Raw genomic sequence first — 848 nt, 5'->3', positions numbered from 1 at the left:
CTTTTGATGCAGTATGCATCGGGAAATTTATTTTTTAAGTAATGCAGTATAGTTCGGAAAGGTTCCTTGTCCTCGTTCTCTCTACTATATTCCGGTAGCCATACGGTGTATAGTTCAGCCAATCGTGGATACTTTGTTTTATATATTTCGTTAATGCAGAATTTGTCCAAATACTTTTTATAGTATTCCACACTGTCTTTATGAATCGTAGGGTCTGCTATTTTCTTTCTGATATCCTCTTTTTTACGTTGGAATAGCCGTTGCTCATTGTGCATATCGTTCCCCTCAATGGGCAACTTGTACCATCCGTCTTTGGTGTTTTCGTCGATAGTCAGTTCCGACTTTGTTCCCGGAGTGGAGGAAAAGTATAAGTTGACAGGTCCGTTTTTCATGAACAGGATTTTCACAGTAAGGCTTTCTTTTACATAAAAAGACAGTTTGGCTTGCTTGGCTCCTTTGGTTATCAGGGTGGAATCTAGGATGACATAATCTAGCTTTTCCGCTTCTACCACAGCCCATCCCGTTGCGTATACCCATTGTTCTTCTTGGGTTACTTCCGGGGACAGGCGCATAATTACTTCTGTCTTTGGAGTTTGGGCATTGCCAATGGTTAAGACTAGAATGAATAGAATGGTTACCGCTAATGTTTTCATGGTCTTAGTATTATTCACCTATTTCTGTATTGGTAATAGTAACAGTTGGGTATGTTGCCGTTTCTCCTAATCGGATAGTGACAATACTTTCATTTTGGTAAGCCGTTGGAACATCAACGATGTATAAGCTTTTCCTAGTAGCAAACATACGCATAAAATCAATAGGTTGGTGCTCTGCAACCGTTACATAAAAAG

General features: G+C 39.6%; 1 pseudogene. It reads right to left on the bottom strand.

Features of this window, described 5'->3' with window-relative positions:
• Positions 1-653: pseudogene (locus IR173_RS17790) on the bottom strand (TlpA family protein disulfide reductase); the annotation flags it as partial.
• Between the last annotated feature and the right edge of the window lie 195 nt (positions 654-848).

The organism is Phocaeicola faecalis, from assembly GCF_021730445.1.
GTDB classification, from domain to species: domain Bacteria; phylum Bacteroidota; class Bacteroidia; order Bacteroidales; family Bacteroidaceae; genus Phocaeicola; species Phocaeicola faecalis.
The sequence above is the reverse complement of the archived record's forward strand: the minus strand, read 5'-3'. Positions and strand labels throughout refer to the sequence as shown.